Genomic DNA, 25,010 nt, shown 5'->3' on the forward strand with positions numbered 1-25,010 from the left:
GGATGAAAGCTGTTGATCGTATCGAAGTGCGCGAAACACCGCTCGATGTAGCCGCTGAATATTCGGCCCTGCAGGGCAACAGTGGCGATGGAGCCTGCACCCTGTTTGTAGGCACAGTGCGCGACTTCAATGCCGGCAGCGATGTCTGTGGCCTGGCCCTGGAGCACTATCCGGGTATGACCGAAAAAAGCCTGCAACGCATTACCTGCGATGCCCGCGACCGCTGGTCCCTGGGGCGTGTGACCATCGTTCATCGGGTGGGGCCGATGCAGATCAACGATGAGATTGTGTTTGTGGGGGTTACCAGCCCCCATCGCCAAGCGGCATTTGCCGCCTGCCAGTACATTATGGATCGGCTCAAGACCGAGGCGCCTTTCTGGAAGCGCGAAGCCGTTGCAGATCAAACCGGCAGTGCCGCTGAACGCTGGGTTGAAGCCCGCGAAAGCGATGCTGCGGAGATGGAAAAGTGGTCCGCCGGCTGACTCTGCTGCTATCCGCTTTACTGGTAGTGATTGCGCTGCCGGTAAAGGCCGAGCGCTGTGCCTTGCGAGTGGCGGTAGCAGCCAGCTTCCGCCCTGCGCTGGAGCAGGTGCTGCCGGAATTTGAGCGCAGTCACCACTGTTCGGTACAGCTCAGTAGTGGTAGTTCCGGTGTGCTCTACCAGCAAGTAGTACACCGCGCCCCCTTCGATTTATTCCTCTCCGCCGATCGCGAGCGCCCCGAGCTGCTGGAAAAGCGGGGCGGCGCGCTGGCCGACAGCCGCCACACCTACGCCTTGGGATTACTGGCGCTCTGGCACCCAGATTCCGAAGTGAATATCGAACAGTTATTACAAATCTGGCCGGAGAAAATTGTCCTCGCCGATCCCAAGGTTGCGCCCTTTGGTCGCGCCGCCCAGCAGGCCCTGCAAAGTCTGGGGATGTGGAGTAAGAAACAACTTCAGTTAGCCCGCGCCCACAATGCCGGACAAGCCTATTTAATGCTGGATTCTGGCAATGCCCGGGTGGGCTTTGTCGCAGCCAGCCAGATGCAAGCAGCGGGTCGGGACAACTTTTGGTTGTTGCCGCAGCGCCTGTATAGGCCCATCGAACAGCAGCTGGTGATTCCCACTCAAAGTCGCCGACCTGAAAAAGCGAGGGCTCTCGCCGACTATTTGCGCTCAGCTGAAGTACAGGCGCAATTGCAGCAGTTGGGTTACGGGTTGTTACCGGCACAGTCCGGAGGAGGTGAGTTGTGAATATCGCCGCTGCCGACTGGCAGGCCCTGTGGTTGACCCTGAAACTGGCCGGCTTAACCACTTTACTGCTGTTTATCATCGGCGTACCCCTGGCCTGGAAGTTGAGCCAGTGGCAGAGTCGCTGGCGTCACGGGGTTGAAGTTTTAATCACCCTGCCGCTGGTGCTGCCTCCCACGGTATTGGGCTTCTATCTGCTATTGCTGTTTTCTCCCAATTACGCCCCCGGCCAGTGGCTGTCACAACTGTTTGGCAGCCCTTTGGTTTTCTCTTTTACAGGCTTGGTTTTTGCCTCGGTACTTTATTCCCTACCGTTTATGGTACAACCGCTGCTAGCCGCCTTTAGTGCCAATGGCCAGCGCCTCACCCAGGCCGCTGCCGCGCTGGGTATCCCACCTTGGGCGGCGCTACTGAAAGTACTGTTACCGGCGAGTCGCGCCGCTATTGTGAGCGCCTGTGCACTGACTTTTGCCCACACCCTGGGAGAGTTCGGCGTTGTGCTGATGATCGGTGGCGCCATTCCCGGTGAGACCCAGGTAGTCTCGATTGCGCTGTTCCAGCATGTGGAGGCAATGGAGTACGGTGCCGCGCACCGATTGGCGCTGATGCTGATGGGGATAACGACGGTTATGTTGTTAATGGCTCGATGGCTGGGACATTTACTGTCTCCACGGGGCTCACACAAAGAGGGGGTTAAGCCTGTGATGGGGGTGTTGGGTTAATGGACATTACTTTACCCCTGTTCGGCACTGCTACTACCACTTCTGGCTCTAGCGGACTTCACGTGGAAGGGTTGGTAACTTCGCTTAATACAGCAACCCCCTGGCAATTGAGCTTGCCGGCTACAGGTGTTTTTGGACTTACCGGCCCTTCCGGTAGCGGTAAGAGCACACTGCTGGCGGCCCTGGCCGGCCTGCGCCGTTGCCGTGGCGATATCGCTTTTGCCAATACGGTCTGGCAGCGCGGGCGCCGCGCTCTGGCCACCCACAAAAGGGCTGCCTCTTTAGGCTTTCAGGACAGCCGCTTGTTTGCCGGGCAATCGGTGGCGGACAACCTGGCCCTGGCTCGTAAATACAGTCACAGGCCATTACCCGCTGAGGAGTGTGAGCAGCTGCTGAAGGCTTTTGGTATTGCTCCGCTTCTACACCAACCGGTAGAGCTGCTGTCCGGCGGTGAGGCGCAGCGGGTGGCCCTGCTGCGCCAACTTTTTCACAATGCACCACTACAGCTGTTTGATGAGCCGCTCTCTGCGGTGGATCGCGCTCAGGTTCTGCGGAACTTATTGCCGACCCTGCGGGATTTCTGGGCCCGCTACCCGGCGCTGGTGCTCTGGACCAGCCACGACTTCGATGAGGTTCAACTGTTGGCCCAGCGCTGCCTGTGGATGCAGTCTGCAGATTTATCGGCTCCGCTCCCTCTCTTCGAGGTTGCTAAGTACTTGGATTCTAAGGCTGTGGGCGATAGCTGCCGCAGTCGGATTGAGGCGCGAGTGGAATCTCTGCGTGGTGGCTTGCTCACCTTGGAATTGGGGGGCGTTTCCATCTATGCAGATAGAGTGGCCGGTGATTATCGCAAAGGCGATACCGCTGTTTTTTTATTGGAGGCTGGAGATATCAGCCTCAGCGTAGAAAAACCGGGCCTGTCCAGTATTCTCAATTGCCTGCCGGTCACCCTGACCGGTAAAAAGCACCTTGCCGATGGCCGCACGCGCTTGCAACTCACGCTGACTGAGCAAGTGATTTACGCCGATATCTCCCAGCTCTCCTGTGAGCGTTTGCAACTGCGTGAGGGTTCTACCTACTTTGCCCAGTTTAAGGCAGGTAGCCCCGCCGGTTTATGATGGTTTTTTCGATCCCGCAATAATCCCCCACGCCAAAGTACACGTGTAAAAAAGTTATAGAAGGTGCGTGTGTGCCATAAAAAAGGGGAGGTAAAAACCTCCCCGAAGCAACGGTGTCCTGTGAGTGAAAACGAATTACGGGTTATAGAATTCGCCGTTTTTACGCAAGTAGAACCAATAATTCACCACTAAACAGACCGCATAGAAGATGGCGATACCCGTCAGTGCGTATTCCGGAGTGGTGGCTTTGATCTGCTCACCGAAAACCTTGGGAATATAGAAGGCACCGTAGGCGGCGACCGCAGAAGTCCACCCCAATACCGGACCGGCCTGTTCCTTCGGAAATACCATGGCGATGGTGCGGAAGGTAGAGCCGTTGCCAATACCAGTAGCGGCAAACAGCAGCAGGAAGAGCAGGAAGAAGGGGAGGAAAAACTCTTCCGGGGCGGCCGAGGCGTAAGCGGCCTTCATGTAATACGCCACACCCAGGGCGCTACCCACCATGACGACCGCACAGATCTGGGTAACCAGCGCACCGCCGATACGGTCGGAAATCCAGCCACCGACTGGGCGAATCAGGGCGCCGATAAAGGGGCCCATCCAAGCGTACATCAGGGCACTGGGACCATTGCTGTTGATGGTGTCGTGGGTCATAACGCCATCCACCATCACGTGGCTGTAACCGAAGATGACCTTGATCGCTAGGGGGAAGGCGGCGGCGAAGCCGATAAAGCTGCCGAAGGTCATGGTGTAAATCACACTCATCACCCAGGTATGCTTGTTATTGAAGATGCGATATTGGCGCTGCAGACTGGTTCCGATCTCGCCGGGCAGCAACTTCAGACCAAATACGGTGGCGGTGATGACCAGTACCAGCACGATCTCTTTGGGCACGCCCCAGCCAGAGCCGTTGGCGGCTTCGGGCAATAAAAGCCAGAGACCGACTACGGCCGTAATCAGGCCGATGCCCAGCATTAAGGTCATCTTGATGACGGCGCCCAGGGTACTGCCCACATCCGGAGTAATTTCTTCGGTGCGCAGGTTGTTCATACCGAACCAGCCGATAAAGGCCAGCGGTATTAAAAACAACAGCCACACAAAACCGGCATTTTGAATCCAGGCCTCTGAGCCGGCGGGTACCTTACCAATCAGAGAGCCTGAGCTGCTTACGAGTGTCATGGGATCGCCGCCGACAGCACCGAAAGCACCAACGGTCATAAACAGCGGAACCAGAATCTGCATGGTGGTAACACCGAAATTACCCAGACCCGCATTCAGACCCAGAGCTAAACCCTGCTTCTCCTTGGGAAAAAAGAAGCTGATATTGGACATGGAGGAGGCGAAGTTACCGCCGCCAATACCAGACAACAGTGCCAGCAGCTGGAAGACCCACAGTGGGGTTTCCTTGCTCTGCAGTGCGATACCGGTACCGAGGGCGGGGATCATCAATAATGCGGTGGTAAATACAATGGTGTTGCGACCACCGAACAGCCGGATAAAGAAACTACTGGGGATACGCAGAGTGGCCCCGGTAAGACCGGCGATGGCCATTAAAGTAAATAGGTCGGCTTTGGCAAAGGGAAAGCCGAGATTAAGCATTTGAACGGTAATGATGCCCCAGTAAAGCCACACGGCGAAGCCGCACAGTAAACTGGGAATGGATATCCACAAATTGCGGTTTGCTATTTTCTTGCCCTTGGACTGCCAGAATTTGCTGTCCTCCGGGGCCCACTCGTAAATGTCAGACACGGCGGCCACTCCTTCTCGAAACGATTCGTCCAGCCACTATGGGCCGGTGGATGAGCCTACTCAATTACCAACAGTAAGTAACCCCTTTGTGCTCGTCGAATGGCTACCTCTTTGGGAGTAAGCGCAGCCGCCGGACGCTATGGTAAAGTCACTGTTCAGATTTAAACCAATTTCACCAATGAAGCAGGATATCCAATGACTTCTTCTGCCACGGTAATGATGGTCGATGACCACCCGCTGTTCCGCAAAGGTCTCAAGCAATTATTTGCCATGGAGCCCGGTTTGGAATTGGTGGCCGAGGCCAGTAGCGGCGAGGAAGCCCTGGAACTGGCCAAACAATATGAGCCAGACCTTATCCTGCTGGATTTGAATATGCGCGGTATGGATGGGCTGGATACCCTGCGTGCGATGCGTGCCGCCGATGTGGCCTCGCGTATCGTGATACTCACGGTTTCCGATAACAATGCCGACGTAGTGTCCTGCATTCGCGCCGGTGCCGATGGCTACCTGCTCAAGGATATGGAGCCCGAGGATATTCTCGACCAGGTGATCCAAGCCACCCACGGCAAGCTCGCCATCAGCCAACGCCTTACCGAGATCCTCGCCTCGGCCCTGCGCAAACCGGATAATTCTGGTGCGGATACCCTCTCCACGCTCACCAGTCGTGAATATCAGATCTTGCAATTGATCGCCGATGGCCTCAGTAACAAGTTAATCGCCCGTGAACTGGACATCAGTGATGCCACGGTAAAGGTTCACGTGAAACATTTACTGAAAAAGTTGGGCATGCGTTCCCGCGTGGAAGCTGCCGTGTGGATGGTCAATCAAAAGCGCCCGGAATCGCAAAACCGAGGCCACTGACGCGTTTCGCCCCACTGCAAAGGAATGAAGTAAGAGAAATATCCCTATGCCCACCACCGATTGCTGTAGTCAGCCGGGCCTGATGCCCATAGAGAATGCCCGCGAAAAACTGTTGCAGGCGCTGAGCCCTGTTCATGGTACCGAGACCCTACCGCTGGTCCAGGCGGCCGGTCGAGTACTCGCCGAAGAGGTTTCGTCGAGTGTGAATCTGCCGCCTTGCGATAATTCCGCTATGGATGGCTACGCCCTGCGCTTTGAAGACCTGGCCAGTGGCCTGCCGCTGGAACTGATCGGTAAGTCTTTTGCGGGAGCGCCCTTCGACGGTGTGGTTAATCCGGGTACTTGCGTGCGCATTATGACGGGTGCCGCTCTCCCCGCCGGGGCCGATACCGTGGTGATGCAGGAAAATGTCGCTGCCCAGGACGAATCCATTCGTATTACCTGCGAAGTCCGTCCCGGCGACCATATTCGCCGCTGTGGCGAGGATGTCCCTGAAGGCTCCATCCTATTGAAGGCCGGAGCGCGCATCAGTGTTGCCCATATCGCCCTGCTTGCCGCCGCCGGAGCCGGTACGGTTACCGTGTTGCGCAAACCGGTAATTGCGCTCTTCTCCACCGGCGACGAACTACGCCAGCCGGGTGAAGCTCTGGCAAAAGGGGATATTTACGATAGCAATCGCATTGCTCTATTGGCGGCCCTCGCCCAAATGGATCTGCAAGTGTTGGACCTGGGTATTTTGCCGGACAGTAAACAGGCCATCACCGATGCCTTACGGCGCGCGGCCCAAGAGGCCGATGCCATTATTACCTCTGGTGGCGTCTCCGTCGGTGAGGCGGATTACACGCGGGAAGTGTTGGAAGAGCTGGGCGATATCGGTTTCTGGAAAGTGGCGATGAAGCCCGGCAAACCCTTCGCTTTCGGTTTCCTGCAAGGAACCCCATTCTTCGGTCTGCCGGGTAACCCGGTTTCTGCACTGGTGACGTTTTATCAGCTCGCCGTACCCGCCTTGCACGTCATGCAAGGCGATCAATGGAATGGCGGCCCGCATACATTGCAGGCCAAGCTGTTACAACCACTAAAGAAAAAGCCTGGCCGTACCGATTTCCAACGGGGTGTTTACCACACCGATGACAATGGCGTGCTGGTGGTAGAGCCGGTTGGCACCCAGGGGAGTCACATTCTTACCGGCCTGGCTACGGCTAACTGCTTTATTGTTTTGGCGCAGGAGAGTGGCAGTGTGGAGGCTGGGGAGCAGGTAGTGATTGAGCCGTTGGGGGTGCCGTTGGGGTAGCCGCACTTTTCATGGTAAGGATTAGCTTCGCCCTTTGGGCTCGTTGCTCTGCGGCAGCTTTACTGCCTTCGGGTCGAACCCGAGTTCGAACGAAGCCTGGGAGTGAGCCATATACAAGAAAGCCCGCATAAGCGGGCTTTCTTGTATATGGCCCGCCCGAGAGGATTCGAACCTCTGACCTTCGCCTCCGGAGGGCGACGCTCTATCCAGCTGAGCTACGGGCGGATTTGGCTATCTGTGCCAATGGGAGGCGGATTATACAGAAGGGGAGGGGCGTGCGAAAGGACTTATGGCGGGGTTACGTAAGCTTTGGCAGGGGGCGACGCAGTGCTTATAATGCGCGGCGTAGAAGTTTGCGGCAGTAAATCGATAGTCTACGGGCCATTTCACTTCGGTCCTTTGGGGGAATTGCATGAAGAGTATTTTAGGTATTGTGGCGGTACTGGCCGTCAGTGCGGCTGCGGCAGTGGCCCAGCAGTCTGTGAATGAGGAAATTGCGGAGCGCATCGCTCCGGCGGGTGAAACCTGCATGAAAGGTGAGGAGTGCGCGGCGGCTGTAGCGGCGGCTCCGGAAGCCGCGAGCGGCGGTGCTCGCAGCGGTGAGGATATCTACAACAAGAGCTGTACCACTTGCCACGCGGCAGGTATCGCGAACGCACCCAAGTTTGGTGATGCCGCTGCCTGGGCTCCGCGTATCGCTAAAGGTATGGATACTCTCTATACCAATGCCATCAATGGTATCAATGCCATGCCACCTAAGGGTCTGTGTATGGATTGCAGCGATGACGAAGTGAAGGCTGCCGTGAACTATATGGTAGACAATAGTAAGTAAGCCGTTTATTCGCTATCGAAAAGGCCGCTTATTGAGCGGCCTTTTTTTGTTTCTCTCCTAAGCAAAACTCACCTTCCTCTTATCGGCTTTTTCTTTCGGTCATTTCCAGCTAACACCTGGACCTTCAAATAAGCTTATCGAATGTCGTATAAAGCAAAATGATATAATTTTTCTTAAATGACTATAAGAAAATTCAGTGTCAGATAGGCTGCAACAGTAACTGTAATAAGCCGTAATTAGGCGTTTAATCCCTACTAACGTAATAACTCTGTATTATCCGCGCCTGCCTGTAAGTTAGATGTATACAACAACACAAGGAAATTACGCATGAAGCTGGGGAAATTCTTCTCTTTTGCTGCTCTATCGTTTGTATTGGCCGCTTGTAGCGGCGGAGGTGGGAGTGAGGGCGATAGCGCTAATGGCGAATTACCGGAAACTTCTGGTGGATCGCCGGAAACATCCGGAGGAAGTGGTTCACAGCAATCCCAGATCATTGTTCAAGGTCTAATTGGAGAAAAGGTTGACGGCGTTGCTTCAGTGAAAGTAAAGGTAGGTGACATTGATTACGATGCAATCGTTGATGGAAAAATTTTTTCTGCGAAAATTAAAAATACAATAAATGATGAATTAATCAGTGTAGTTGTCCGCTATCCCGCCACCGAAAAGCGTAAAGAAGTGATCCTCAAGTCTTATGTGGGGGATTTTTCACAGATTGCGGTGCGAGAGGATGAAGGCTCTGTTTCTGTTGATGAACTGCCAACACTTTATGTCAATGCTTTTTCTACTGCTACGGCTGCTTTTCTGGAAAAAGTGAATGAAGGCGAAATTACTACATCTACTGAATTATTAAGTGCGTCACAGGTTTTACCGCAGGAAATATTATTAGAGAGTGCTGTTGGACTTCGTTATATTATTGGCGGTGGTGAGTCATCGTTATTTTCGCATGAAAATACTTATGACTTTATTCAGGATTATCCCGTGGCTGCAAAAGTAGCGCTGGAGTTAAAAAATACATCTTCTTTAGATGTTAAAAAATATGAACAAATTTTTGAGCAATTTGTGAATGATAAAGAGCAGGTTATACCTGTTGAGAATTACTCTGGAGAGGACTTGCTATTTGTTTCGGTAGATCCTGGTTTCGAGCGTATATATGGGTTTGCTATAAATCTAACCGGGGATGAGTCAGGTTCTGGGTATTTTGCTAATAAGAATTATTCTGACCAGTTAAATAATTCTGTGAGTTATACAAAAAATGACAATTTGATAACTTTGGAAATGTCTGGCTCAGATCGAGTAAATTTTTACTTTAGTGAGTGTTTGTTAGAAAGTGGTAATTCTGGAGCCAAGCTGAATAGTGTTCGGTTGAAAAAATATTACGATGCTGCATTTTATTCGGTATATAAAGTTGACTTTGATTATGCTTGTCGAAAGTCAGATGGAGGCGAAGTACCCGCTGATTCTTTTGTGGTGAGTAGTTTCGCTCAAGTGAATAGCAAGAGAACAGGGAGTTTAGAAGAGATATCGTCAGCTGCGTTTTCTATTGCAGGCTTCAGAGATAGATCGGATGATGATAGCCTTTCAAGGGCCCGCTTCTGGGAACCGTCCATTATTGATCCAAATACAAAGGGCACAATTAACCAAAGATTTGATCATCGCTCTGGATATGTAGATGAAGGAGTGCTGTCGTTTAATGATGCTGGGAATTTGGTTATCGAAAGTAGTCGGGGGAGTAAAGTAGAGTATTATACTTTTGGTACCGACGGTGTTGCCATACGGACCCTTGGTATTTTGCGGCGGGCAGATGGCTCGCTGGCTTCGGTTGGAGGCCACTATGCTACGCCGGTTATGCGCAGTACGGAAATTCCTGTCGGTTCAGATATTTTCAATTACGCTGGAGTCTTCGATTTACTCGATCCGGAATTTCTCAATTATTATGAACAATTTGGATTTAGGTACTATGCGGATGGTAGTGGTTATCAAGTGTATAAAGGGACAGACTACATAACTGAGGATGAATGGAGTCGTTTTGGTTGGTCTGATACAAATATTATGCGGGAACATCGATATTTTGTAGACCTTATTACTCATGAAACCTATAGTCGTTGTCCTGAAGGCAATATGACTTGTGTTGAGTGGCGTTATCGAGAAGTTGAGCCACTATTTTTTGATGGTACCTTTTATTATTTTCGTGTTTATCAGGAAGTTGATAGTTGTAAATTGAATGGCACAGGCTCTTGTGTGGAGGCCTCGGGTTATATTGATCGCTGGGAGGCGTCTGCAATACAATAATTTGTTAACGTTTCTAGCTGTTAAAGTCAAATGGCAGGCTTAGAGAAATTTATACAAGTGTATGTAAGACATTGGTGGCAATATGAAATAGAGATTTCTAGCCAACTGATCATCTGAAGTAAAAAGGCCGCTCATTAAGCGGCCTTTTTGTAGAGTTGATTGAGTGGTCTAATTCCCCTAATCAAACATACTCAACAAAGACCCCAGAGTTTCCTCTCCCTTGGCCTGATTCTGCTCCGGCGTCGCCTTACCAAATCCTTCTAACAACACATCCTCTTCCGGCAATTCGTCAATAAAGCGGCTGGGTGTGGTGTCCTGGGTTTCGCCGAACTGTTTGCGCTTGCCCGCCAGGGTCATGGTGAGGGTGCGTTGGGCGCGGGTAATGCCCACGTAGGTGAGGCGGCGCTCTTCTTCGATATTGTCGTCTTCAATACTGTTGCGGTGCGGCAGCAAGTTTTCTTCCATGCCGATCATAAATACGTGGGGGAACTCGAGGCCCTTGGCGGCGTGCAGGGTCATCAGGCTGACCTTATCGGTGGCTTCCTCTTCCTCCTGGCGCTCCAGCATATCTCGCAGGATCAGTTTGGAGATGGCCTGCTCCAGGCGAATGTCCTGCTCCAGCTCATCGTCGGTGCCCTCCATAATCTTGTTGAGGCTTTCCAGCAGCCAGTACACATTTTCCATACGCTTCTCGGCCACCTTTTCACTACTGGCGTTTTGCGAGAGCCAGCCGGCGTAGTCGATATCCTCCAGCATCTCACGCAAGGCGCCATTGGCGGTGGTATCACGACAGTTGCGCTGCACCCCTTCGAGCCACAGGGCAAAGCGATTCAGGCGCTCGTAGCCCTGCTCGTTGATGTGCTCCTTAAAGCCCAGCTCCGAGCAGGCTTTGAACATGGAGACCTCGCGGCCTTTGGCATAGTTGCCCAGAGCCTCCAGGCTGCTGGTGCCGATCTGGCGGCGTGGGGTGTTGATAATACGCAGGAAGGCATTGTCATCGTCAGGGTTTACCAGCAGGCGCAGATAGGCCATCACGTCCTTGATCTCGGCGCGGGCGAAGAAGGAGGTGCCTCCGGACATCTGGTAGGGAACCTGATGCTCTTGCAGCTTCATCTCAAGAAGGCGCGCCTGGTGGTTGCCGCGATAGAGCACGGCAAAATCCATAAACTTGCAGCCGCGGCGGCTCTTTTGCAGGAAGACTTCGTTAGCAACCCGCTCCGCTTCCTCAGTTTCATTGGCCACCTTGAGCACGCGAATCTCCTCACCCAGGCCGCGATCGGACCACAGCGCTTTATCGAAGTCGTGTGGGTTATGGGCGATCAGGTGGTTGGCTACTTTGAGGATGCGGCTGGTGGAACGATAGTTCTGCTCCAGCTTGATCAGGCGCAGGTTGGGGAAGTCGGTGTTGAGCGCACTCATATTCTCCGGGCGCGCACCGCGCCAGGCGTAGATAGACTGGTCGTCGTCGCCCACCACGGTGAGGCCACCGCGTCCACCCACCAACAGTTTTACCAGCAGGTACTGGGAATTGTTGGTGTCCTGGTATTCATCCACCAGTAGGTAACGGATCTTTTTACGCCAGCGTTGCAGCAACTCCGGATCCTTGTCGAACAGCTGTACCGGCAGCAGGATCAGGTCGTCAAAGTCGACCGCATTGTAGGCTTTGAGGGCTACGCAGTAGCGGTCATAGGCGATGGCGATGGCCTGTTCACCAGGGCTCTGCGCCTGTTCCAGGGCGCGGCGCGGGGTGAGCATGTCGTTCTTCCAGTTGGAAATCTGGTTCTGCACCCGGTCGAGCAGGTCGGTATCCAGGTCGCCATCGCGCAGCATCAACTCCTTGATTAGGGCGCGGGCATCCTCGGCATCGAAGATGGAGAAGCCGGGTTTAAAGCCGGCGGCACGGTGCTCTTTGCGCAGGATGTTCAGACCCAGGTTGTGGAAGGTGGATACGGTGAGGCCGTGACTCGCCTTGGAGCGCTTGCCATCGGGGCCCGCCAGCAGTTTGCTCACCCGCTCTTTCATCTCCCGCGCGGCCTTATTGGTGAAAGTGAGGGCCGCGATATTGCGTGCGGCGTAGCCACACTGCTCGATCAGGTAGGCGATCTTGCGGGTGATCACGCTGGTCTTGCCGGAGCCGGCACCGGCCAGCACCAGGCAGGGACCATCGACATACTTCACGGCTTCAGACTGGCGGGGGTTGAGCTGGGTCATAGATGGGGTTGCATCTTTGCGTGACGAGAAAGCGGGGGATTCTATCAGCCTTGACTCAAATCCTCCCAGCATCAGTGCGAACGCCCGGCCACAGATGTACTTTGCCGGTGGAATTGACTATAACTGCGCCTTATTCACTGAATCTTTCGTTCCATGCAGCAACCCATCGCCGGCTATCACCTGGATGAAGAAGACCACTGGGTAGCCGAACTTGCCTGTGACCATTTCCAGCATGTGCGCCACAATCCGCCCTGGACCAGCAGGCCCTGGGTGATTACCGGAAAGGGGCGAGATTCCATGCTGGGCTATCCACTGAACTGCAAGAAGTGCGATGAGGGCGCGCCGCCCGACATAATCCGTAAGGCTGTACAACCATGACAAAAATCTGGGTCGATGCCGATGCCTGCCCGGTAGTCATCAAGGAAATTCTGTTCCGCGCTGCCGAGCGCACCGCCACAGAAATGACCTTGGTGGCAAACCAATCGGTAAAGGTACCACCATCTCGCTATATACGTTCCCTACAGGTTACCGCCGGCTTCGATGTGGCCGATAACGAAATCGTACAACGCTGCAATGCGGGAGATCTGATTATCACCAGTGATATCCCACTGGCGTCGGAAGTGATCGACAAAGGCGCCGAGGCCCTCAATCCACGGGGTGAGCGTTACACTAAAGCCAATATCCGCGCGCGCCTAAATATGCGGGATTTTATGGATACCCTGCGCTCCAGTGGTGTACATACTGGCGGCCCACCGGCACTGAACCAGGCGGACCGCAAAGCCTTTGCCGACCAGTTGGATCGGTGGCTAGCTAAGAGTCGCAAGTAAGTCTAAGGAGAATTGCCGTGGAGAGTTTAAGCCTGAAGCCCATAGAGGAGTGGCAATTCCCAACATTGATGTCCTGGCTACCGGATAGAGAGCAGTGCCAACAGTGGGGCGGCCCTAAGTTCCGTTTCCCTTTGGAGAGGGCGTCTTTCCTTGAGGATTGCCGCTGGCCGGAGCTGCCCAGTTATACGCTTCAGGACAGCAGCGGCGATGCACTGGCTTTCGGCCAGTATTATCAACACTTGGGACGATGCCATCTGAGCCGCTTAATTGTCACTCCGAATCATCGTGGGGCCGGAATAGGGCGAGCCCTGATAATACGGCTTGCACAAACCGGTGCTAGAACTCTGGATGCAACCGAGTGCTCCCTATTTGTCCTGCGTACTAATTTTGCGGCACGCAATCTTTACGAGAAATTGGGCTTTGTAGCGGCTGCATATCCAGGGCAACGTGAATGGCTGGAGCAGTGTGATTTTATGGTCGCACCGTCTAAAGTTTTCCTGCAGAAAGAAAAAACGAAATAGTAATTTTCCAATGCCTGAATTAATACAACCTATCACCGAACGTTTGCAATTGCGTCAGTGGCGTGAGGAAGATAAACCTGCATTTGCCGAACTGAATGCCGATCCCAGGGTGATGGAGTTTTTTCCCGCACTGCTGACGCGACAGGAGAGTGATGCCGGTGTCGATCGCTGCAAGGTCCATATTGAAAAATATGGCTGGGGTTTCTGGGCGTTGGCGCTTAGAGAAACTGGCAAATTTATCGGCTTTGTCGGTATCAAAAACGTGACCGATGACCTGCCCTTCGCCCCGGCGGTAGAGATTGGCTGGCGATTAGCGCACCCTTTTTGGGGTAAGGGATATGCCAGTGAAGCCGCGCGCGCATCCCTGGAAGTAGCATTTAATACCCTGCACCTCACGGAAGTGGTTTCCTTTACGTCTCTGCAAAATATTCGCTCCCAAAGGGTAATGGAACGCTTGGGTATGCGACGGGATTCTCTGGTCTTTGCACATCCACAGGTCCCAGCGGAAAGCCCCCTTTTGCAACATTGTTTGTACCGAATAAGCGCGAATGCGTGGGAAAAGATGTGCGCTACTAAATAATTCCACAGCGGTAATTTGTATTTCGACAAGCCTGGGAACCATTGTATTTTGATGGGTTCGGAGATGGGGGCGGCTTTTCTCTGTCGCTCCTCTTTCCAAGACATCAATTAACAATGTCCTCGTCATAGTCTTATGGCGGGGCGCAAGGAGTTCTCGCTATGGAACGGTGGTTTTCTGCAAGGTCAGGCTTGGTTTCAGCGATCGGTTTGCTCTTAGTAAGTATTGCGATTCATAGTTCTGCTGAACCTATTCAGAAAGTCAGCAAGCGTCCGGATGGCTCATTGCTTCACTGGTCGGTAGAGAGACCATCGCGTAGCGGGCAGCAGGGTATGTTTCTGATCGCTCAGGGCTCGGGTTGTCTTCCGGCTATTAAAAATTCAACAATTCAGCAAGCCAAGGAAATAGCTCCGGGTTATGCCATATTGCTGGTGGAAAAATATGGCGTTAGCCATGCCGATAGCCCTACGGATCAATTTAAAGAATGCTCCCAGGATTACATAGCCAACCACACGGTTGAGCAGCGTGCGTTAGATGTAGTCCAGGTGGTTGATGAGTTACGGGGAGACGATTGGTGGAATGGCAAGCTGGTGCTTTTCGGTGGCTCCGAGGGTGGTGATCTGGTTGCCCGACTGGCGCCCAGATTGAATCCCGATGCCGCGGTGGTCTTTTCCAGTGGTCTGGGGGAATCATTTGCGAAAGTGCTAAAGAGCTTGGTTCCTCCCCATGTGGCTAAAGAGGTGGATGCCAAGCTCAACTTTGCCCGAGCCAACCCCAAAAGCGCAGAAGTTTGGGGCGGAAACTCTATGCGCTGGTGGGCCGATGTTGTCGATCGGGTGCCAGTCAATGATTTACTCAAGAGTCACTCCCCCGTTTTGTTAATCCAGGGCACAGAAGACAAGTCTTCACCGGTCAGTTCTGGTCGTGCGGCGCGTGATGCGTACACTTCAGCGGGGCGCTGTGAACTCACCTATTGGGAATATCCGGGCTACGACCACTATATGACGGATACCGACGGTGTAAATCACCGGAATCAAGTATTTGAGCGTATAGCTGGGTGGTTGGCGATTACTGTCCGCGATGGAGCACCCGGGTGTACTCCAGATACCGCCGAATAATATACTTATTGGAATAATAAGAGAAAAATAGATGGCCCTCACAGATAAAATAGCGGCTCTGGTGCTGGGAATATTTTCTAGTATTACCACTGCGGAGGATTTTTCGGTACTGCCGCAACTGGAAACCTATAAAGTGCCGGAGTCCTGGCGCCAGCCGGTAGCGCCTTTAAAGATTGCAGACAAAACATGGCAAATAGGTACTCAGGGAATTACCTCATTGCTATTAAAAACCAAAGAAGGCGCGATTCTAATAGATGGTGGCATGGAACAGAGTGCTGAACATTTATTGGAGAATATGCGCGGGTTGGGAGTCGCACCCGCCGATTTGAAATTAATTTTGCACAGTCATGCCCACGCAGATCATATAGGCTCTTTAGCTGAGTTAAAGCGCGTTACTGGGGCTCAAATAGTGACAAATGCGGAATCTGCTGTATTGATGGCGCGCGGTGGCGCCAATGATATTCATTTTGCCGATAAAATTTTATATCCGTCCTTAAAGGCGGATCGTATCCTGCTTAATGGCGAGCAAGTTGTTCTCGGGGGTTTGCGCCTCCGCGTACACTTTATCCCAGGCCATACTCCAGGCAGTATGGCCTGGACCTGGGAGGATAGTGTTGAGGGTAAGGTCACTGATATTGCCTATGTGGATAGTCTTACGGCTCCGGGTTACCAGTTGATTGATAATCTTCGCTACCCCAATATCGTAGAAGATTTCCGTGCCAGTTATGCCCGTGTACGCGATTTACCCTGTGACTTACTACTGACCCCTCACGCAACTGCCAGTGGCTGGGAGTTTAAAGACACAGCTGCTCAGAAAACACCAGTGAGCTGTCGTCAATATGCCGAGAATGCGGAAGAAAAATTAAATCAACAGCTGGCGGCTGAAAAATTACGGTTAATTAGCAATTGGTATTAACGGTATTGGCCTGGCTGAATTACCAGCGGGCCAAAAACTGATGTACCTTTGGCACAAGATAAAAATACATTAAAGGTACCAGAATTGCAGTCATTATCAGGGCTTTGAAGCCGACTGCAATTTGTAGTCCCAGTGCCTGTATCGCCAGTAGTAATAGAGTGACAATTGGGTAGACCAGTGCCCATATACACAGGGCGTGCAGTATTGGTTTCTTCATTGTTTTAGATCCTTCATAAAACTGGATATTGTCTGGAAGTATCCTGGCAATATTTGCTTTAAAAATTTCTTCCCGTCTTTACTGATAGCTACACATTTAGCCCGGGCATCACTGGAATCTGCTTCCATGGTAATAAGCCCATCCTCTAGCATACTTTTCAGGGTGCGTGTCATCACCGGCCGGGAAACATCGATACGCTCCGCAATCTCAGAAGCCAGTAAACTATCCCTTTCTGGCTCCCGGTCGATAACGATCATTACCAGGAAACGCAGCTGGGAAGTGCCGTGCTCGGTAAAATAGCTCTCAAGCAACCGAAGTAACAGGCTCGCATCTCGCATCATGGTCAGGGCATTCTGAACGGTGTTGGGGTCCTTTACAGAGAACGTCTTTGCGTACCCCGCGACCATCTGTTGTGTGGGTAACTCTTTAAGAAAAAACATAGGGGAGCTACACCAGTTTCTGTAATTTGTTGACCTCTACAGGCCCTATTAGCCATTCTTTATAGGCTTCGAAGATCGGTGTGATATAGGGCATAGCATAATGCTTGTCGAGATCCTCCTGACTGCGCCACTCCTCGTATAAAAACAGGCGTTCCCCGTCCTCATGCACAGCAAACTGCAGGCATCCTTCTTCCTCCAACGTATGAGCCACTATGGATAGGATGGCCTGCTTGGCTTGCGTAATAAACTCCGCCTTAGGAGAAATCTTGGCAATTATGAATAGATGCTTGTTCATACATAGTGCCCTCACATGAAAGTAATTATCATGATAACCATGTAAATGGTTATGTCAACTGATCGTCACGTCAATAATTTTAATAACTAATACTAATTAAGGCGGGAATTTTTAAGCAAGCTGGGTTTATATAATACTCAAATTATCAGAAGGGAAATAGCAAGGGAAATCAAAAATGCAGTAGAGCCTCACTGTAGGATTAAGGCCAAATATCCATGTACGTGTAATCGGAAGCAAAATGGTCAATAAAGTGAGTTTATAATAATTTTGCGGATAACGACCAAAGCTTTTAATAAATTAGGTGAAAAATATGCCTTTCCAGATGAATCGAACTGCAAGAGATACTCGCAGAATTATAGGAAAAGTTATCTTTGGAGCAGGATCGGAGTTGTAATAGTATTGTTGGGTCTTAGTCTCGGATAATAAGTACAATTGGTAAGGGAGGGCTTAGCTGAAAGAGTCAGCACCTCTCCCGACCAAGAGGAAGGTAATGATGAGCTACTGCCAACTGAGCGAGAACGAACGATACCAGATTTACAGCCTAAGAAAAGCCGGGTGCTCTCAAAAAGCAATAGAAAAATTGTTAGAGTGGCATCCCTCGACGATCAGCCGAGAGCTACTAGGTAATATAGGCTTGCGAGGATATCGCCCAGGGTAAGCACATAAGCTTGCAGAGCTAAGACACCAGCAAGCGTATAAGACAAAGAAAGTGGCTGATGGCGTGTGGCAAAAAATAGACACTTTAATTCGGAAAGAATTGAGCCCTCAACAGACGGCCAACTATTTAAAGAGACATACGGGTGTATCGTTACATCATGAGACGATCTGCCAACTATTTTATTTAGATCAAACAAATGGTGAAAACTTATACAAGCATCTTAGGGCTGCATCAAAGCCCTATCGCAAGTGCTACGGTGAGTATGATCGGCACGAAAAGATCAGAAACAGAGTCAGCATAGATAAGCGGCCAGCGATTGTTGACCGAATGAATCGAATAGGTGACTGGGAAGGTGATACCGTTATAGGCAAGGGGCGAAGCGGAGGATTGCTGACTAAGGTCGAACGTAAGACGTTATTTTCTGTCATTATTGGTTTGACAGGAAAACGATCTGACTTGTTGGCAGAGGCAGCAATAAGCCATTTGGTGAGCTTCAAAGATAAAATCAAGAACATTACCATTCGACAATGGTCTAGTATTCTCTGGTTAAGAAACGATTGCAGAAGGCTTAGAAACCGATATTTATTTTGCCCACCCATATTCATCCTGGAAAAGAGGGGACAACGGAAAACTAATGGCATAATTCTACAGCACTTCTCAAAGGATACTGACTTTAATAAAGTTACAGGCGAGCAGGTTCAATTTTTAATGGATCGCCTAAGTAGTGGACTTAGACCGAGCCGAAGTGGAAGGTCACCGAATGAGTTCTTTATGAGAATGCAAGATAATCTACTTGTGAAATAAGGGAATTGTAGTTGTTAATTGAAGCCACGTTTTACATTTTCAGGTATTATATTAATTATATCCGAGAGACTGATTTTCTCAGTATTTGTCCATGCTACCTATCCATTTCGATTATTAAAACTGTACTAAGTACAGTTAAAGGTAAGTTTGCTAATTAGAATTAAATGAATATCTGTAAATGAAGAAGAGTTTTACTGCAGGTGTGTCTAGAAAAGGCAACTGTGTTAGCGCAGTTGCCTTTGAATGGAAGATGAGGCTGGCAGGTTGTTGCTGATTGGTAGAATTGTTTTTCTTAAACCTCATATAGGACGAATTTGGATGTCACCTAATTCCAACTTCTAGTTATGTATATTGGGAATTAATATAAGAAATAAGCCTTTGCACAGGACTATCGACAGAAATGTTGGGTGGCCATACAGCGTAGGCGGGTAGCGGTGGTAACTGCCACTCGGGTAAAATTTCTTCAACACCGTCAGAAGAATTAAACAGAAACCTTGGAGGTGCAGCCAAGCCGAGTCCACACATTGCCATCCGATAGGATGCTTCGACGTTATCCACTATGGCGACTGGGTTGTAACAGATCTTGAAATGGCCATGATCACGATGAATAAAAGTGCGGCTGCTTGGGCGCATAGTGAGACCGATCCAGGGAGCGTCCTGTAAATCTCGGGGGTGTTCGAAGAGACCATGGCGGCGCACGAAATCGGTACTGGCCACTAATACCCGATCCAACATAAAAATCTTACGTGCCTTTAGACCGCTATCGGGCATATCACCAAGACGGATTGCGAGGTCAATACCCTCACCAATGAGGTCGTTGTGAAGATCACTGCATAAGAGGTGTAGATGTAAATCAGGTTCCCGGGAGGCAAAGGATGAAATCTCGCTTACCAGCCGACTATTTATCAGAATAGCTGGAATGGCAACTCGTAACTTACTACCCCCACGCCTGCTGACATTCCTGTAATCACGAAGATTATCAGAATATAGCTCCAATATTTTTTTCGCAACTCCGAAAATGGCTTTGCCATCTTGAGTCAGCGAAAGCTTACGCGTATTACGGTACAAGAGGGCAACGCCGAGGCTTTCTTCTAGCTTGGAAACATACTGGCTGGCACTGGATATTGACATATCCAGTGCATGCGCAGCAGAGCGGAATGATCCACCCTCAACTACTTTTGCGAATACGATTAAATAGCGTACATCCTTTAACACGTATATAACTCCATTTATATGATTAGTCGATCTAAAATAAGTTGAAATAAGCGAAAAGTATATTTTAATTTTTTGTGGATAATCAATTAGGCGTTTTTGGGATAAAGTCATTAGATCGGTGAGCACTACCACAATATAAGAAAATTTTAAGATAAGCATTACATTGTGCATGTGATCGAAAATGGTGCGTTAGGGCTTTCATTCAATTTGCTTTTCTTAACCGGCTAACATTTCTGTGGTTAGTCAGTCAATAGATTAGAGGCTGGAGGGCATTGTCATGTCTGATAGAAAGTTTGTATTGATTTTAGATGAGAGTTTGCCACCTGGTGTTTTGGCGAATACAGCGGCCGTACTGGCGATGAGCGTTGGCAAGTTGTGCCCGGAAATTGTTGGCAGGGATCTATTTGACAGTACTGGGAATGTACGACGTGGAATCACAACTATGGCTTTGCCGGCACTAAAAGGTAATGGTGAGTTATTGCGAGAACTGAGGATGAAGTTACAAGAATACGAGCCGGGCCTTATTGTGGTGGACCTTATCGGGGCTACTCGTACAACAAAATCCTATGAAGAGTACGCTGAGGTTCTCTCAGAAACACCAGAAGAAGAGCAGCAGTATATGGGCATTGCCTTGTACGGTGATAAAAAAATTGTAAATAAATTTAGCGGAAACTTACCTCTATTAAGGTAGTTAACTTAATAAGTTGCGCTTGGTGATAGATCAATAAACAAGGAGAGTTCTGTGAAAACATTAGATGTAGCTGAAGCCAGTACTGTTGGTAGTGACGTAGCAGATCGCGAGGTGAGGTACTTGATTCCTGAGAGCGTTTACGATTACGACCACCCGGAAGTTATTTACTGGACAAAATATTTCCAGGAAGAGGCGGCAAAACACAACGTATTTGTCAATATTAATGCCACTATAACAAGTAAACGTAGTATTACCGCGGCTGAAAGTATGGCTACCGCATGGTACGACTTCACTCGCTATGTTCCCGTATTTCTCTGCAAGGCGGTCGCTCTCACCACCGATCCGGAGCGCCAACACCACCTTATCCAGATCGCCTACGATGAACTCGGAGGAAGGGATAAGGATTTCATCCATTCCAACCTGTTCCTGGAAGCGATTAAGGATGCGGGAATCGAACTGATCAGTGAATCTGCCGCCTCCATAAAGGAAGTGCTTTCCGGTCTGGACAGAACGCTGGTTGGCATCAAGAGCCAGTTTGGGATTGTCGGCCTGCTTCTCAGCTTCGAGATCATCGCAGAGGAAAACATCGAGACTTTGTTCAACTGCCTCTGCCATGACCAGAAGTGTGAAAGGCCGCTGTCAGACAGCCCCTTCTTCAAGATCCACAGAGCGGACGAGACAGAGCATATCAGGCACTCGGTTGCCAACTATCTGCGTTTTTGCAAAACAGATACTCAGAAGCGCGAATTCAAGGAGTCCTTCGATGCCGGAATCGATTTCTGGCAGCGCTTTTGGGACCAGAATGCCCGCATCATCAATATGGAAACCGATCTGAGAGCGACAGCGTAAGGGGGCAGCGCCGATGACTACGGTCGTGTTTATTGAAACGAATTTCAGTGGCTTGGATGCCATCCTGTACTGCAAATCGAAGGGTTACAAGTCTGTGCTGGTGAGCGACAGCCACGAGCGCTTCAAGAAATGGTTCCCAAAATCCTGCATGTACAAACTGGATCAGGTGGATCAGCTGATTCAAGTTGGGAATTCAAACGACATCTCCGAGGTCAAGCAGGCGCTGCAGGACAACCTGGACCGGGTCGACGCCGTGCTCACGTTTGCGGAAATACGCACGGAGATGACGGCGCGACTCGCGCGAGATCTGGAGCTCAGGGGGCCGGACCCGGAATCGATCCGGATCGCACAGGACAAATACTGCTTCCGCGAGGTGTTGTCTGAAAAGGGCGCAGATGATGTCGGCTGTATCAAGGTGGATACGGCCGAACAGCTGGCTGCTGCAAAGAATGATATCGCCTATCCCTGCTTCATCAAGCCGGTTCAGGGGCACTCCAGTATCGGCGCCGTGGTTTGTCGGGGAGTGGATGACATGGAGGCCCTGGCCGGAAAACTCTCAGGCATCGATGAAGACTGGATTTCCAAGGCCTTTGTAGTCGAGGACTACCTGCAGGGAAAGCTGGTCAGTGTGGAAATCCTTACCCTCGGTGAAGGGGTCCATCAGGTCGTCGGCATCGCAGACCGGGACCTCATCAATGACTGTGTGGAGGTTGGTGCCTCTTTTCCCCTGCAGAACCCGTTGGCGGAACAGATCGAGAAGAAGGCCTGCGCCGCCCTGGATGCCATCGGCTATCACCACGGTCCCAGCCATGTAGAGATGATGATCACCGAGGCAGGCCCACACCTGGTGGAAATCAATACAAGGGTCGGCGGTAGCGGTCACTCCATTATGCAGGACCTGGCGACAGGTCGGTCGATTGTTGGCGACTGTGTGGAACTCTGCCTGGGCAACCTGGATGCCGGAGAACGTCTCTACGAACACCGGAAGGGCGCCGCCTGGAAGTGTCTGGTATCCAGTGAGAGCGGTGTTCTCGAGGCGCTGCCAACGGAGGAGGAGATTGCCGAGTTGCCGGGTGTCGAGCACGTCTGGTTGCACAAGGGGGCCGGTGAAAAAATCGAAGCTGCGAGCTCCAACTATCACTGGATACTCCAGGTAATGTGCTCTGGTAAATATCAGGCGCAAGCCAAGAAAAATGCGGACAACGCGATTGGGCGGGCCGCAGAACTTACCCGTATCCGCAAGGCATAAGGCAGGTATCGCCCTGCCAGCCAGGCGGAGCTTTCTCCCAGGGGTGGGGCGGGTATCGTAGATTCGGACAGCTTCGGTAATTGTCCGCATTGCAATCACGCATTTCGTATTTGAATGAGCCTCAGGGCTTTTTCTGTCCTATTTTGGTACAGATTATTATGAGTACACTGAATGATGCCGCGGATTTCCGCGGAAGGCTGAACCTTGCCCTCGGTGCGGCTGCATTCACCATATCTTCGGCAGGGTCTGTGCTCTTGCACATTGTTCTCGCGCTTGCCATTTATGGTGAAACAGGGTCCGGTCTGGTTACCGCCATATTTGTTTCCCTGCAATGGCTGCCCGTATTTATCGTTATCCTGTACAGGAGCGATTGGGACTTTGGCATGGAGCCGCGCAAGCGCTGGTATCTTCTTGATATCACCAGCGCCCTACTGACACTGTTAATCATCCCGTTCGTCTGGGAGAGCAACTACATAGCAATTGTTCTCCTGCTGTTGCTGCGCGGCCTGTTTGACCATGTAAGCAGAATCACCAAAACAGTTATCGCGCCCTATATATTTCCCAGGGAAAAATTGAGCTATTACGCCTCGTTTATGCAGAGCGGTTACCATGTGGGGATTGCCGTGGCTGCAGTTGCAGGTGTGTTTTTGGTTTCGTCGGTAAGCCTGGAAATCGCCATTCTGTTCGATGCCGTAACCTTTCTAGTCTCTGCGGCCCTGGTCTATCTGATTCGCAATGTCAGCGAAGAGAAGTTCCCGGAATCTGGCAGAAGAAACCCAATTGGGCAGAGGTGTATCGATTATTTCTCTAGCCTTAAGGAAGATCCGAGGCTCTTCTTCTGCTGCATGCTACCGCCGCTGACAGCGGCCTTCTTTCAGGGCACCTACAGTGTGCTGCAGCCAATATACCCGGGCGAGCAGTTTGCGTTGGACTCATCGGCAGTGTCGGCGTCCTATGTAATGGCGAGTGTGGCGATAGTCCTGGGTTCTTCCGCTTTTGCGCTCTTCTGTAAGTATTCGAGAATCTTTGAGCGGGATTTCTCCGCCGTCATCCTGGTCGCTCTAATGGGGTCACTGCTTGCTTGCGGAAGTTATATGGCATCCGTTTACACCGGGTCGGTAGTCGCAAGCGCGATATTTTTCACTGTGATGGTGTTCCTGTTTGAGTTCGTATGGATGCTTGGATATAGCGGTATTGTCACGCTTTCACCGAAGAACCGCGTTGGATCAGTATTTGCGATTACTTTCGCCATAGGCTGTTTCCTGGGCAGTGTCACAGCGCTTGTGACCGGTGGCTTACTGGACCTGTTCAACAATAACTTTGTTTATACCGTCGGTATATTCATGGCCGTATACAGCCTGTTGATCCTGGCGAGTTACGCGCTTTACCGGCGATGGTCCTATTCCGTTGGCAGCGCACAGCTTTCCGGGGCTTCCGCAGGTTAGTGAGTAAGCAGAAAAAAATGGAGTGGAAAATGGGAAACTGGATATCTAGTGAGTTGCATGACCTGACGCCTGAAAATATGAATCTGCTGCTGGAGCAGAAGATTCCGGCTATCAGGGTAAAGGACTTTGTCGACCGGGAAACCTGTGATGTGGTCGCTTCGCGACTGCTGGAGATGCGCTTTGCCAACTATGACCATCTGAAAGACATTCCGGTCCATCAGGTTGGCCTGTGCCACAACCAGTGGGCACATGATGATAAAAATGTTTACTTCGGGAAATGCCAGGAGGCCGGGGAAGTTATCGAGGAGATCTACAAGGGCCTGGATATAGACCCAGTACAGATGGTGATTCAGTCGATCCGGGACAATGCTGGGCGGGAGGCGTCCGTCTTCCATGAGGAAGGCTATGGTGACTACTTTGCCGGCGCCTTTCGCAGCTTCAAGGGGCATGGAAAGCTGCACGCGGACCATGCGCCCAGCCATATCAACGCGCCCTGGGCTGTTACGAAAATTAGCAAGCAGCTTACCTGGAATGTCTATTACTGTGCGGAGTCGAATTCCGGCGAGCTGGTCATCTACGACACCATTCACACAGCGGAAAACGACAAGATGAAAGTCGAGGGGGATTACTACTTCCCCTACGAAGTTCTGGAAAGGGAAGACTGCGTGAGAGTCATCCCGAAGGTGGGTGACCTCATTATTTTCAATACACAAAACTTCCATGAAATTCTCGGCACCCCGGAGGGGAACAGGATTTCGCAGACATCGTTTGTCGGTTTGCGCGAGGATGGCAGCCTCGGACTCTGGTCTTAGGCGAGAGCATGGCAGAAATGGCATTGGCAACACCGTGTCATTCCTTAGGTTAAGTTAAGGACCAATACC

General features: G+C 51.1%; 26 protein-coding genes, 1 tRNA gene and 1 pseudogene. 21 read left to right on the plus strand and 7 right to left on the minus strand.

All coding sequences use genetic code 11. The features are described 5' to 3' along the window. The first annotated feature begins 2 nt into the window (after positions 1-2). Genes moaE through Q1A69_RS02115 form a run of 4 tightly spaced genes read left to right on the plus strand, consistent with a single transcriptional unit; the run spans position 3 to position 3,074 of the window. A complete protein-coding gene (gene moaE, locus Q1A69_RS02100) occupies positions 3-482 on the plus strand; it encodes a molybdopterin synthase catalytic subunit MoaE (RefSeq protein ID WP_299580396.1) in 480 nt (159 codons plus the stop codon). Then, positions 467-1,237 (plus strand): molybdate ABC transporter substrate-binding protein, encoded by a 771-nt coding sequence (modA, locus tag Q1A69_RS02105; RefSeq protein ID WP_299580399.1) that lies wholly within the window; start codon positions 467-469, stop codon positions 1,235-1,237. The genes moaE and modA overlap by 16 nt, the downstream gene beginning before the upstream one ends. Then, positions 1,234-1,956 carry a molybdate ABC transporter permease subunit gene (gene modB, locus Q1A69_RS02110; RefSeq protein WP_299580402.1) on the plus strand — a complete coding sequence of 241 codons (723 nt, stop codon included), beginning with the start codon at positions 1,234-1,236 and terminating at the stop codon, positions 1,954-1,956. Before modA ends, modB begins: the two co-directional genes overlap by 4 nt. Further along, positions 1,956-3,074 carry an ATP-binding cassette domain-containing protein gene (locus Q1A69_RS02115; RefSeq protein WP_299580405.1) on the plus strand — a complete coding sequence of 373 codons (1,119 nt, stop codon included), beginning with the start codon at positions 1,956-1,958 and terminating at the stop codon, positions 3,072-3,074. Before modB ends, Q1A69_RS02115 begins: the two co-directional genes overlap by 1 nt. A gap of 135 nt (positions 3,075-3,209) precedes the next feature. On the opposite strand, the gene Q1A69_RS02120 is transcribed toward Q1A69_RS02115, so the two are convergent. Then, on the minus strand, positions 3,210-4,823 hold the full coding sequence (locus Q1A69_RS02120; protein ID WP_299580408.1) for an MFS transporter: 1,614 nt from the start codon (positions 4,821-4,823) through the stop codon (positions 3,210-3,212). Between the two features lie 195 nt (positions 4,824-5,018). Between Q1A69_RS02120 and narL the strand changes: the two genes are divergently transcribed. Both narL and glp read left to right on the plus strand, forming a co-directional pair. Further along, positions 5,019-5,684, plus strand: a complete 666-nt coding sequence (gene narL / locus Q1A69_RS02125) for a two-component system response regulator NarL (RefSeq protein ID WP_299580411.1) — start codon at positions 5,019-5,021, stop codon at positions 5,682-5,684. Between the two features lie 46 nt (positions 5,685-5,730). Next, positions 5,731-6,975: a gephyrin-like molybdotransferase Glp gene (glp, locus tag Q1A69_RS02130; RefSeq protein WP_299580414.1), complete on the plus strand. Its 1,245-nt coding sequence runs from the start codon at positions 5,731-5,733 to the stop codon at positions 6,973-6,975. Between the two features lie 148 nt (positions 6,976-7,123). Here glp and Q1A69_RS02135 read toward each other — a convergent pair. Beyond that, positions 7,124-7,200, minus strand: a tRNA-Arg gene (locus Q1A69_RS02135). A gap of 187 nt (positions 7,201-7,387) precedes the next feature. Here Q1A69_RS02135 and Q1A69_RS02140 point away from each other — a divergent pair. Both Q1A69_RS02140 and Q1A69_RS02145 read left to right on the plus strand, forming a co-directional pair. Next, entirely contained in the window at positions 7,388-7,807 is a 420-nt protein-coding gene (locus tag Q1A69_RS02140; protein ID WP_299580416.1) for a cytochrome c5 family protein, read from the plus strand. A 327-nt stretch (positions 7,808-8,134) separates the two neighbouring features. Continuing rightward, positions 8,135-10,096: a hypothetical protein gene (locus Q1A69_RS02145; RefSeq protein ID WP_299580419.1), complete on the plus strand. Its 1,962-nt coding sequence runs from the start codon at positions 8,135-8,137 to the stop codon at positions 10,094-10,096. Between the two features lie 177 nt (positions 10,097-10,273). On the opposite strand, the gene rep is transcribed toward Q1A69_RS02145, so the two are convergent. Then, a complete protein-coding gene (gene rep, locus Q1A69_RS02150; RefSeq protein ID WP_299580422.1) occupies positions 10,274-12,307 on the minus strand; it encodes a DNA helicase Rep in 2,034 nt (677 codons plus the stop codon). 153 nt (positions 12,308-12,460) lie between these two features. On the opposite strand from rep, the gene Q1A69_RS02155 reads away from it, so the two are divergent. From Q1A69_RS02155 to bla, 6 genes are all read left to right on the plus strand, one after another. Continuing rightward, a complete protein-coding gene (locus Q1A69_RS02155) occupies positions 12,461-12,685 on the plus strand; it encodes a DUF3565 domain-containing protein (protein WP_299580425.1) in 225 nt (74 codons plus the stop codon). Then, positions 12,682-13,134, plus strand: coding sequence for a YaiI/YqxD family protein (locus Q1A69_RS02160; RefSeq protein ID WP_299580428.1), 453 nt, complete (start codon positions 12,682-12,684; stop codon positions 13,132-13,134). The genes Q1A69_RS02155 and Q1A69_RS02160 overlap by 4 nt, the downstream gene beginning before the upstream one ends. 17 nt (positions 13,135-13,151) lie before the next feature. Continuing rightward, positions 13,152-13,655: a GNAT family N-acetyltransferase gene (locus tag Q1A69_RS02165; RefSeq protein ID WP_299580431.1), complete on the plus strand. Its 504-nt coding sequence runs from the start codon at positions 13,152-13,154 to the stop codon at positions 13,653-13,655. A gap of 10 nt (positions 13,656-13,665) precedes the next feature. After that, positions 13,666-14,235 carry a GNAT family N-acetyltransferase gene (locus Q1A69_RS02170; protein ID WP_299580434.1) on the plus strand — a complete coding sequence of 190 codons (570 nt, stop codon included), beginning with the start codon at positions 13,666-13,668 and terminating at the stop codon, positions 14,233-14,235. A 329-nt stretch (positions 14,236-14,564) separates the two neighbouring features. Beyond that, a complete protein-coding gene (locus Q1A69_RS02175; protein WP_299580437.1) occupies positions 14,565-15,350 on the plus strand; it encodes a hypothetical protein in 786 nt (261 codons plus the stop codon). Positions 15,351-15,381: 31 nt separating this feature from the next. After that, positions 15,382-16,266, plus strand: coding sequence for a subclass B3 metallo-beta-lactamase (gene bla / locus Q1A69_RS02180; RefSeq protein WP_299580440.1), 885 nt, complete (start codon positions 15,382-15,384; stop codon positions 16,264-16,266). Between the two features lie 19 nt (positions 16,267-16,285). Here the strand turns inward: bla and Q1A69_RS02185 are convergent, their stop codons facing one another. Genes Q1A69_RS02185 through Q1A69_RS02195 form a run of 3 tightly spaced genes read right to left on the minus strand, consistent with a single transcriptional unit; the run spans position 16,286 to position 17,218 of the window. Beyond that, positions 16,286-16,483 carry a hypothetical protein gene (locus tag Q1A69_RS02185; RefSeq protein ID WP_299580443.1) on the minus strand — a complete coding sequence of 66 codons (198 nt, stop codon included), beginning with the start codon at positions 16,481-16,483 and terminating at the stop codon, positions 16,286-16,288. Further along, on the minus strand, positions 16,480-16,923 hold the full coding sequence (locus tag Q1A69_RS02190; protein ID WP_299580446.1) for a MarR family transcriptional regulator: 444 nt from the start codon (positions 16,921-16,923) through the stop codon (positions 16,480-16,482). Before Q1A69_RS02190 ends, Q1A69_RS02185 begins: the two co-directional genes overlap by 4 nt. A gap of 7 nt (positions 16,924-16,930) precedes the next feature. Next, on the minus strand, positions 16,931-17,218 hold the full coding sequence (locus tag Q1A69_RS02195) for a putative quinol monooxygenase (RefSeq protein WP_299580449.1): 288 nt from the start codon (positions 17,216-17,218) through the stop codon (positions 16,931-16,933). Between the two features lie 493 nt (positions 17,219-17,711). Here Q1A69_RS02195 and Q1A69_RS02200 point away from each other — a divergent pair, with 493 nt between their 5' ends. Continuing rightward, positions 17,712-17,876: a helix-turn-helix domain-containing protein gene (locus Q1A69_RS02200; RefSeq protein WP_299580452.1), complete on the plus strand. Its 165-nt coding sequence runs from the start codon at positions 17,712-17,714 to the stop codon at positions 17,874-17,876. A 15-nt stretch (positions 17,877-17,891) separates the two neighbouring features. After that, positions 17,892-18,680: pseudogene (locus tag Q1A69_RS02205) on the plus strand (IS30 family transposase); the annotation flags it as partial. A gap of 342 nt (positions 18,681-19,022) precedes the next feature. On the opposite strand, the gene Q1A69_RS02210 reads toward Q1A69_RS02205, so the two are convergent. Further along, positions 19,023-19,895, minus strand: coding sequence for a LysR family transcriptional regulator (locus tag Q1A69_RS02210; protein ID WP_299580455.1), 873 nt, complete (start codon positions 19,893-19,895; stop codon positions 19,023-19,025). Positions 19,896-20,172: 277 nt separating this feature from the next. Here Q1A69_RS02210 and Q1A69_RS02215 point away from each other — a divergent pair, with 277 nt between their 5' ends. From Q1A69_RS02215 to Q1A69_RS02235, 5 genes are all read left to right on the plus strand, one after another. Further along, positions 20,173-20,586 carry a DUF2000 domain-containing protein gene (locus Q1A69_RS02215; protein WP_299580458.1) on the plus strand — a complete coding sequence of 138 codons (414 nt, stop codon included), beginning with the start codon at positions 20,173-20,175 and terminating at the stop codon, positions 20,584-20,586. A gap of 51 nt (positions 20,587-20,637) precedes the next feature. Next, a complete protein-coding gene (locus Q1A69_RS02220; RefSeq protein ID WP_299580461.1) occupies positions 20,638-21,435 on the plus strand; it encodes an iron-containing redox enzyme family protein in 798 nt (265 codons plus the stop codon). A gap of 13 nt (positions 21,436-21,448) precedes the next feature. After that, on the plus strand, positions 21,449-22,684 hold the full coding sequence (locus Q1A69_RS02225; RefSeq protein ID WP_299580464.1) for an ATP-grasp domain-containing protein: 1,236 nt from the start codon (positions 21,449-21,451) through the stop codon (positions 22,682-22,684). 158 nt (positions 22,685-22,842) lie between these two features. Further along, complete coding sequence (locus Q1A69_RS02230; protein WP_299580468.1) at positions 22,843-24,129, plus strand: MFS transporter; 1,287 nt, start codon at positions 22,843-22,845, stop codon at positions 24,127-24,129. Positions 24,130-24,158: 29 nt separating this feature from the next. Next, positions 24,159-24,941 carry a hypothetical protein gene (locus Q1A69_RS02235; RefSeq protein WP_299580471.1) on the plus strand — a complete coding sequence of 261 codons (783 nt, stop codon included), beginning with the start codon at positions 24,159-24,161 and terminating at the stop codon, positions 24,939-24,941. The last annotated feature ends 69 nt before the right edge of the window (positions 24,942-25,010 follow it).

The organism is uncultured Microbulbifer sp., assembly GCF_947498635.1.
Lineage (GTDB): Bacteria > Pseudomonadota > Gammaproteobacteria > Pseudomonadales > Cellvibrionaceae > Microbulbifer > Microbulbifer echini.

Coding starts and splice junctions, on each gene's coding strand:
- moaE (WP_299580396.1), top strand. CDS start 3: ATGAAAGCTGTTGATCGTATCGAAGTGCGCGAAACACCGCTCGATGTA.
- Q1A69_RS02115 (WP_299580405.1), top strand. CDS start 1,956: ATGGACATTACTTTACCCCTGTTCGGCACTGCTACTACCACTTCTGGC.
- narL (WP_299580411.1), top strand. CDS start 5,019: ATGACTTCTTCTGCCACGGTAATGATGGTCGATGACCACCCGCTGTTC.
- glp (WP_299580414.1), top strand. CDS start 5,731: ATGCCCACCACCGATTGCTGTAGTCAGCCGGGCCTGATGCCCATAGAG.
- Q1A69_RS02140 (WP_299580416.1), top strand. CDS start 7,388: ATGAAGAGTATTTTAGGTATTGTGGCGGTACTGGCCGTCAGTGCGGCT.
- Q1A69_RS02145 (WP_299580419.1), top strand. CDS start 8,135: ATGAAGCTGGGGAAATTCTTCTCTTTTGCTGCTCTATCGTTTGTATTG.
- rep (WP_299580422.1), bottom strand. CDS start 12,307: ATGACCCAGCTCAACCCCCGCCAGTCTGAAGCCGTGAAGTATGTCGAT.
- Q1A69_RS02155 (WP_299580425.1), top strand. CDS start 12,461: ATGCAGCAACCCATCGCCGGCTATCACCTGGATGAAGAAGACCACTGG.
- Q1A69_RS02160 (WP_299580428.1), top strand. CDS start 12,682: ATGACAAAAATCTGGGTCGATGCCGATGCCTGCCCGGTAGTCATCAAG.
- Q1A69_RS02170 (WP_299580434.1), top strand. CDS start 13,666: ATGCCTGAATTAATACAACCTATCACCGAACGTTTGCAATTGCGTCAG.
- Q1A69_RS02175 (WP_299580437.1), top strand. CDS start 14,565: ATGTTTCTGATCGCTCAGGGCTCGGGTTGTCTTCCGGCTATTAAAAAT.
- bla (WP_299580440.1), top strand. CDS start 15,382: ATGGCCCTCACAGATAAAATAGCGGCTCTGGTGCTGGGAATATTTTCT.
- Q1A69_RS02185 (WP_299580443.1), bottom strand. CDS start 16,483: ATGAAGAAACCAATACTGCACGCCCTGTGTATATGGGCACTGGTCTAC.
- Q1A69_RS02190 (WP_299580446.1), bottom strand. CDS start 16,923: ATGTTTTTTCTTAAAGAGTTACCCACACAACAGATGGTCGCGGGGTAC.
- Q1A69_RS02195 (WP_299580449.1), bottom strand. CDS start 17,218: ATGAACAAGCATCTATTCATAATTGCCAAGATTTCTCCTAAGGCGGAG.
- Q1A69_RS02200 (WP_299580452.1), top strand. CDS start 17,712: ATGAGCTACTGCCAACTGAGCGAGAACGAACGATACCAGATTTACAGC.
- Q1A69_RS02215 (WP_299580458.1), top strand. CDS start 20,173: ATGTCTGATAGAAAGTTTGTATTGATTTTAGATGAGAGTTTGCCACCT.
- Q1A69_RS02225 (WP_299580464.1), top strand. CDS start 21,449: ATGACTACGGTCGTGTTTATTGAAACGAATTTCAGTGGCTTGGATGCC.
- Q1A69_RS02230 (WP_299580468.1), top strand. CDS start 22,843: ATGAGTACACTGAATGATGCCGCGGATTTCCGCGGAAGGCTGAACCTT.
- Q1A69_RS02235 (WP_299580471.1), top strand. CDS start 24,159: ATGGGAAACTGGATATCTAGTGAGTTGCATGACCTGACGCCTGAAAAT.